The organism is Halorubrum sp. CBA1125 (assembly GCF_009742825.1).
Classification (GTDB): domain Archaea; phylum Halobacteriota; class Halobacteria; order Halobacteriales; family Haloferacaceae; genus Halorubrum.
Genome location: NZ_WPCE01000162.1, coordinates 1 through 6,647, shown reverse-complemented (window position 1 = coordinate 6,647; position 6,647 = coordinate 1). Strand labels below are relative to the sequence as shown.

At 64.4% G+C, this 6,647-nt stretch carries 4 protein-coding genes, 1 tRNA gene and 3 pseudogenes; 4 read left to right on the top strand and 4 right to left on the bottom strand.

The window, feature by feature from the left end:
* The 4 genes and pseudogenes from csg to GJ633_RS12710 form a co-directional block, all read right to left on the bottom strand.
* Positions 1-2,071 (bottom strand): HVO_2072 family ArtA-dependent S-layer glycoprotein (gene csg, locus GJ633_RS12720; protein WP_321169074.1); only part of this gene is annotated, 2,071 nt, incomplete at its 3' end.
* Positions 2,072-2,500: 429 nt separating this feature from the next.
* Positions 2,501-2,596 (bottom strand): annotated as a pseudogene (locus GJ633_RS18540) (surface glycoprotein); the annotation flags it as partial.
* A gap of 382 nt (positions 2,597-2,978) precedes the next feature.
* A pseudogene (gene ribB, locus GJ633_RS12715) lies at positions 2,979-3,700 on the bottom strand (3,4-dihydroxy-2-butanone-4-phosphate synthase).
* Positions 3,700-4,448: pseudogene (locus GJ633_RS12710) on the bottom strand (DUF120 domain-containing protein). The pseudogenes ribB and GJ633_RS12710 overlap by 1 nt, the downstream one beginning before the upstream one ends.
* Positions 4,449-4,727: 279 nt before the next feature.
* Here GJ633_RS12710 and GJ633_RS12705 point away from each other — a divergent pair.
* The 4 genes from GJ633_RS12705 to GJ633_RS12690 all read left to right on the top strand — a co-directional run.
* Positions 4,728-4,799 (top strand) — tRNA-Ala (locus tag GJ633_RS12705).
* A gap of 166 nt (positions 4,800-4,965) precedes the next feature.
* The gene (locus GJ633_RS12700) at positions 4,966-5,331 is read left to right on the top strand and encodes a hypothetical protein (protein ID WP_156589125.1); all 366 of its coding nucleotides are present in this window, start codon (positions 4,966-4,968) and stop codon (positions 5,329-5,331) included.
* Positions 5,328-5,963 (top strand): SWIM zinc finger family protein, encoded by a 636-nt coding sequence (locus GJ633_RS12695; protein WP_156589124.1) that lies wholly within the window; start codon positions 5,328-5,330, stop codon positions 5,961-5,963. The genes GJ633_RS12700 and GJ633_RS12695 overlap by 4 nt, the downstream gene beginning before the upstream one ends.
* A gap of 235 nt (positions 5,964-6,198) precedes the next feature.
* The coding region (locus GJ633_RS12690; protein ID WP_156589123.1) for a ribbon-helix-helix domain-containing protein at positions 6,199-6,647 on the top strand (449 nt) is incomplete at its 3' end.

Sequence of the window (6,647 nt, the reverse complement as noted above, 5' to 3'; positions counted from 1 at the left end):
CACCGTCTTCACCGTCTTCGCCGTCGGACGGTTCTTCGCGTTCTTCGACGATTTCGACCTCGGCGCGGTCCGTGTTCGTACCGTCGTCGGATTCGACGACGTACGAGCCGGTCTCGAGGTCGGAGGTGTCGATCGTGGCGCTCCACTGACCGTCAGTATCCCACTGGTCAGTGCTGGAGATCTGCATCGACTCACCGTCTTCGTTCAGGAGCTCCAGAGTGATCGAGTTGTCGTCGGGGCGGAGGTTGGTCGTCCCTTCGACGACCATCGTCTCACCGGTCGCGACCGGGTTGACGCCCTCAGCCTGAGCCACTTCGGGGTAGACAGAGTCGATCACCGTCTGACTCTCCGTGTAGCGGAACGTCTGCGTGACCATCAGGTCGTCGCTCGCCGTGTCCTCGGTCGTCTCGCTGGTGATCAGCGAGGTAGCCTGGTTCGCGTTCAGCGAGCGGTCGCTGACGTTGTTGTTGACCCAACTGACGAGACCGCCGATGTCGGCGTCGTTCCCGCCGGGGAGGTCGCCGTTACCGACGGCGTTGTCGCGGCTCATCGAGATGAAGTGGGCGCTCACCGTCCCCTCGGCCAGCGAACCGCCGCCGGCCGCGTTCGGGATGTCGCTGTCTTCCACGTCAATCTCACCGTCGCTCTCAACGTCGACGGTCTGTGCGGCAACGCTACCGCGCGAGTCAATGTACACGAGCGCGATCGTGTTCTGACCCTCCGCGTTACCGGTAATGTCGACGGAGTTGTCGAGGTCGCTGTTGATCTGGCCGTTGATCGTCTCGAGCTGAGCCGACAGTTCGCCCTCAACCGTCGTGATGGACTGCTGCGTGCTCGTCGCGCGGCTGAAGTCGGACGTCTCGACTTCCGACTGGCCCTCGAACTCGTTGTGGTCAACGACACCGTAGCGGTAAGTGCCGGCCTGGCCGAGGATGTCGGCCCCGTTGTTGCCGGTGTTACTCAGAACGACGTCTTCCTCTTCGTACTCGTCAGCCGAGTCGACGTCGATGTCGTCCAAGAGGAGCTGCCACTCGTTGTTGTCGCGGACGTAGACGTCCACGGAGTCAGAGCTCGTGGCAGTCCCGTTGACGTCGACTTCAGAGCCGATGGTGTACTGGTTGCCCGGGCTGTCGATGGTGATCGAACCCTCTTCGACATCGAACGAGGTGTCCTCGACGGAGCCACTACTGACGTCGAACGCATCACTAGTGGTGCCTTCGTACACGTCGATCGTGACTGACGTGTCGTCGAGGGCTCCAGTAGCGATCGATCCGACGCCCGTGGTGCCGTCAATCTCGACGACCGCGTAGGCGACGGAAGCGTTCTCGGGGGTCACACCGGTGGTACCGCCGGAGTCGGCGAAGCCAACCTGCGAGGTATCGCCGACGTTACGGAAGACGTCATCGATGTTGTCGCTGCGGAAGTTCTCCGCGTCGATAGTGACAGTGTGGAACTGGCCGTTCGTGCCGCCGCTCACGGTGTACTCAAGGTTGGTACCCTGCGTAACTGTGTCGTCGGCAGTCTCGACAGAGACCTCGTCGTCTGTCGTGAGTTCGATAGTGTACTCTTCAACAACAGCGTCATGGTCGAGGTTGTCGTTACCCTCGAAGATGACGGTGTACTCACCGGCATCCTCGCCAGCGAGGTCCAGGGCGGTCGAATCATCGCCGTTGGAGAGGGTCGACGAACCGGGAACGACTTCACCGGTAATGTCGGTCCCACTCGGGTCCTCGACGCTGACAGAGAGGTCCTCGGCTTCTCCGAAGTTCCACTCAGCGACGATGTCGAGGTCACCAGCATTGTCCGGTCCGACCTGACTGACGTCAGAGCCGGTCCCACTAATCTGGACCTCGGAGGTGGTGATGCGCGGCTCCTGGAGGATGACGCTGTATCCGTCATTCGTCGCGTAGGTGCCGGTTGCCGCATCCGTGGCGATCGGCAGCTGGAGCGACGTACCCTCGGCGCTACCAGCAGTCTTCTGGAGTGCACCGACGTTGACGGTCGAACCGTCATCATCGACGAAGGTCAGGTCGTCCTCACCCTGGTAGACGGTCGAGCCGTTGTAGACCACGCCAGCACCTGCTTGACGACCATCGACGAGGTCGAATGTCGCAGTTGTAGACGCACTAGAACCGGTTGCATCGATATCGAATTCAACATCTGACGCGGTGGATACGCCCGTAGTGTCGTGGTCGTACGTCACCGTAATGGTGAATTCATTGTCATCAGCGTCACCGCCGGTATCGGTGACATTTATTGTGTGAGTACCTCCTGCTAGGTTATTCGAGTCAATAGTCTGGTCACCAGCGTTAGACGCACTAACACTGTCGACACTCGGTGTAACACCAGCACCAGCTGCTTCGGACAGATCAACAGTAATGTTTTCTGTTGTACTGTCATTCATTGTAACATCGAACTGTACCTCTTGCGTGAAGCTCCCCTGATCAACAAACACATCGTCGGCCGATGCGTTGTCGAGGGAGGTGGCTTCCGCCGCTGCAGGTGCAGCAGCGAATCCGACAGCCACCATGGAAAGCACCATGAGCACACTGAAGAAGACCGCGTTGGCCTTCGTGCGTGTATTGTCGTTTGTCATAGTTGTGTTGTCTGCATCCAACGCGACAGCAGTTTTGTCCTGACAGCCGCCTCGTACCGTCACCGCACCGCGAGGCGGACCGTATCACGGATTACTCACTTCTGCCGCATTCGTGGATAGGGGCATCAAGACAATACGACGGTTCTTATAAATACTTTGTGTGTAGTGCTGGGTGTGAGAAACCGTCACAAGCCGTGCGAGAGGCGACGAGACCGCCGTTTTCGGATCGGCGGGGGAATCTCGATGCGGCGGTGGACAGGTGCGGAACGTGCCCGACGACGAACGCGTCCCGGGGAGACGAACACGGCTTCGGGACCGCGCTTCCGGTCACGTGCGCGCGAACATCAAAAGACGTAGTCGAATGGCCGATCGACTCCGTCGGCTATTCGAGCGTCTCGACCAGATCCGACCCCTCGACGTAGGGGATTCCCCGCCGATCGGCGTAGGTGGCTGCGTCCGCGGGCGACAGCGCCGCGCCCGTCTCGTCGTCGAGCATCTCACAGACCACGACGGCGGGAGCGGCGTCGACGGCCTCGGCCATCGCCAGCCCGAGTTCGGTGTGGCCCGTGCGCCCGTCCAGCCCCTCGCGGTCGCCCCGGAGCACGTGGACGTGGCCGGGCGCGCGGAACTCCGCAGCGAAGTCCTCCGGGCCGTACCCCGCGGGGTCCGCGTCAACCGCGGCGGCGGCGTCCGCGAGCTCGACGACGGTCCGCGCGCGGTCCGCGTCCGTGATCCCGGTGAACGTCTCGCGGTGGTTCACCGGCAGCGAAAAGGAGGAGCGGTCGTCGTAGTCGGGGTCGTCGTCGACCGCGGGATGGTCGAGCGCGTCCGCGAGGAACGGGAGCCCGAACGCCTCCGCGACCGGGTCCGCGACCGCGACGCAGATCAGCCCGCCGGCGTCGTTGCGCATGTGCGCGATCGCCGCCTCGTCGACCGCCGCCGCGGGGTAGACGATGTCCGTCTCGCCCTCCCGGTCCGCGAAGTCGTGGACGCACACGGGGCGCCCGCGCGGAAGGCGTCGAGCGCGCGCTCGACGGGGTCGTGCGACGGGGTCACGTCTCCGTCAGTGTCCGTTCGCAGGTCCGCGTCGGCGTCGGCACGCATCAGGCCACCTCCGTCTCGACGGCGGCCGCGGCGCGGTCGTCCGCGCGGGTCGTCGCCTCTACCCGCACCTCGACGGGGTCGCCGTCCGACAGGTCGAGCGCGTCGCGCAGCCGGTCGGGCGCGATCAGTTCGAGCTGGTCGTCGTCGTGGTGCGTGCGGTCCGGAACGATCGCGTGGACCTCCTCGTACCGCTCGTCGTCGGCGACGAGGGTGACGCCGTAGCAGGTGGCCGCGCCGTAGGTGCGGTCGTCGTCCTCCCAGGCGTCGATCGGAACCGCGTCGATACTCGTCATCTCACCCCGCCGGCGGACGCTCTCTTCGGTCAGGTCGAGGTTGAGCGTGCCCGGGAACGGCTCGTAGCCGAGGCGCTCGCGGAACTGCTCGGCGTAACCGGGGAGGGTGATGTAGTGGCGCCCCTCGCCCATCCCGCCGGTGACCGCTCCGCGGAGGACGAGTTCGACGTCGGTCTCGAACAACCGTCGGTAGTCGGCGTACTCGGCGCGGAGAGCGGCCTCGCCGCGTCCGTGATCTTGACCCACTGGCCGTCACCCACCACGTCGCGCTCGACGTAACCGGCGGACTCCAGCGTCTGGAGCCGTCGAGAGGCGGTCTGCGTGGAGGCGTCGAGCCGGTCGCCCAGCGCGGCACACGACACCTTCGTCTCGGTCAGGCCGCCGGCGAGCCCGACCTGTTTCAGGGCCGCGATCGCGGCCGGGTCGGCGTCCGGCGTCGCCGTCGATTCGGACATACTCGGATCTCGGACGCCCGCACGCAAAAGGTTACCGAATGTGTTATGGTTCTCAGAACTGTGACGGAGGTTCGAGATCGAGACGGAGACGGTCTTCGAGCAGACGTTGCCGGGCCGGGTACCTAACCCCGTCGGTGGCCGTCGACGTCGATGCGCCGTCCACTCGACCACGCGGGCTGCGGTCGCGCGGCGGTCGGACGCGCGGGCCGAGTGGGAACCTCTCGCGCGCGGTCGCCGAAAGGTAAGGTACAAATACGAACGGCGATTGATTCCCGGTGCGGGCTCGTAGATCAGTGGCAGATCGCTTCCTTCGCAAGGAAGAGGCCCGGGGTTCAAATCCCCGCGAGTCCATAGACGACTCTCGTTTCTGCGAAGGTACCCAAAGGGGAAGAAGAGGGGCTAACGCTCCGATTTCACACCGCCGAAGACCGGAAAGAAGAAGATCGCCGATTCGAGTTTTCCCGGCGACCTCTACATCCCCTCGCCGTCCGGCGAAGGAAAACGGAGGAACCGGCAAATGAACTGGGACGACCGTTCTCGGTCGACTGAGGTGGATGTCGACCTCGAAGAGGAAGAAATCGAGGTGGTCGTCAAGGAGACCACGACGTTCTCCGACTTTTTCAACGAGGACAACGAGCTGCGGCTCTGGCAGGATAACGGCGGGTGGTCCGGCGTGCTCAGAGAAGACGGTGCGTTTTGGCGCGTCAACGTCATGGACGACGGCGAGATCATCGCCAAGGATCCGATGTCCGCGGAGGACGTCGTCGAGTCGATCCGCGATCACGTCGAAGACCCAGGTGCCGGCTCGGTCGGCTCGTTCATCACCCCGTCGCGTCCGGGATCTCATCGGTCGGACCCGTCCATGGTGGGTGATCGCCCATGAGCAGCGTAACCGGCGAGATAAGCCGTCTCGACACCGAGATAGGCGACCGTCTCAGTTTCCGCAATCTCCCCGAAGCGGGGGATACGAGCTGGCAGAAAGCGAGGCCCTATCAGAGCGACTTCGAGCGGCTCAGTAAGCTCGGCTGGAAGGTGCGGAGTCCAAACGGCGAGGAGTGGCACCACGTCGTGCTCGGACGCAAGAGCGGCGGCTTTGTCGGCGCCTGCGACTGCAAGGGCTTCGAGTACAACCGCGGCCCCTGCGTCCATCTCTGCGCCCTCAGAAAGTCGGCGTGGGGGAACCGGAACCTCTGCCGGACCGAGACCGACATCAACGACCGGCCGATCCGGATCTGCGACCTCGACGACACCGACGCGACCGAACAACGCTACTGGTACCTAACCGACCTCCAGCGCGAGGCGTATCTAAACTGCGACCTCGGGGACATGGGCGTTCGTGAGTACCAGCGAGCGAAGGGCTACTCGTCGCCCGGCACGGTCTCAAACCGGCTCAGGGCGGCCCGCGAGAAGGTCCGCGAGCACGACGACGACCTGATCGCCGACGGCGGCACCGCTGCCCGTCGCGACGGGCTCACCGACGATCGCCGGCTGCTCGGCGAGGGGGTCGACCGATGAACGACATGATCCGTGTGACAGAGAACGGCTGTGTCATACAGACCGATCCCACAGTTTTCGGGGGTAACAACGGCTCTACTGCCGGGATTGGTGCGTGTCACACAGACGGGGGAGCGTTGTCACAACGGCGTCCCCCCTCACGCATGAGCGATGCGCGGCCGAGATGGGGCCGGCGCGCGCGCTGGTGCGCGTGGAGCGCCGAGCCGAGCGTCGTCGCCGGAAGCGAGGTGAGTCGATGAGCGCCGAATCGAGCGCAAAGCGCGTGTCGGCACGAGTGAGGGACGAGGACCTCCTCGACGCGCTCAACGACGCGGCGGACGAGTACGGATCGCGGTCGGAAGCGATTCGGGCGGCGCTGCGCGAGACCTACGCAGACCGCGACAGCGTCGAGGTAAACGTGGCCGCGTACCTCCCGAACGATCCGGTGGTCCGCCGGGGGTACAAAGTGCTCTGCGACGAGGCCTCACCGTTCCAGTCGCGGATCGACGTCGACACCGCGATGAGCCGGGTCGCGAACCGGCTCAACATCCCGAAGGGGAGCGTGAAGCGGCGCGTGATCCTCCCGCTCGAACGCCAGCGAGTCGGCGGCGAGCAGGTCGTGGAACCGAATTGGGGCGTGCTGGTGGTCCGCCGACCCGACGAAATCGCCGCTCTTGCTGGCGTCGACGACGCCAGCGACGGGGG

Excerpts from the sequence above, each read along its gene's own strand:
- GJ633_RS12700 (WP_156589125.1), top strand. The coding sequence starts at position 4,966 with ATGAACTGGGACGACCGTTCTCGGTCGACTGAGGTGGATGTCGACCTC.
- GJ633_RS12695 (WP_156589124.1), top strand. The coding sequence starts at position 5,328 with ATGAGCAGCGTAACCGGCGAGATAAGCCGTCTCGACACCGAGATAGGC.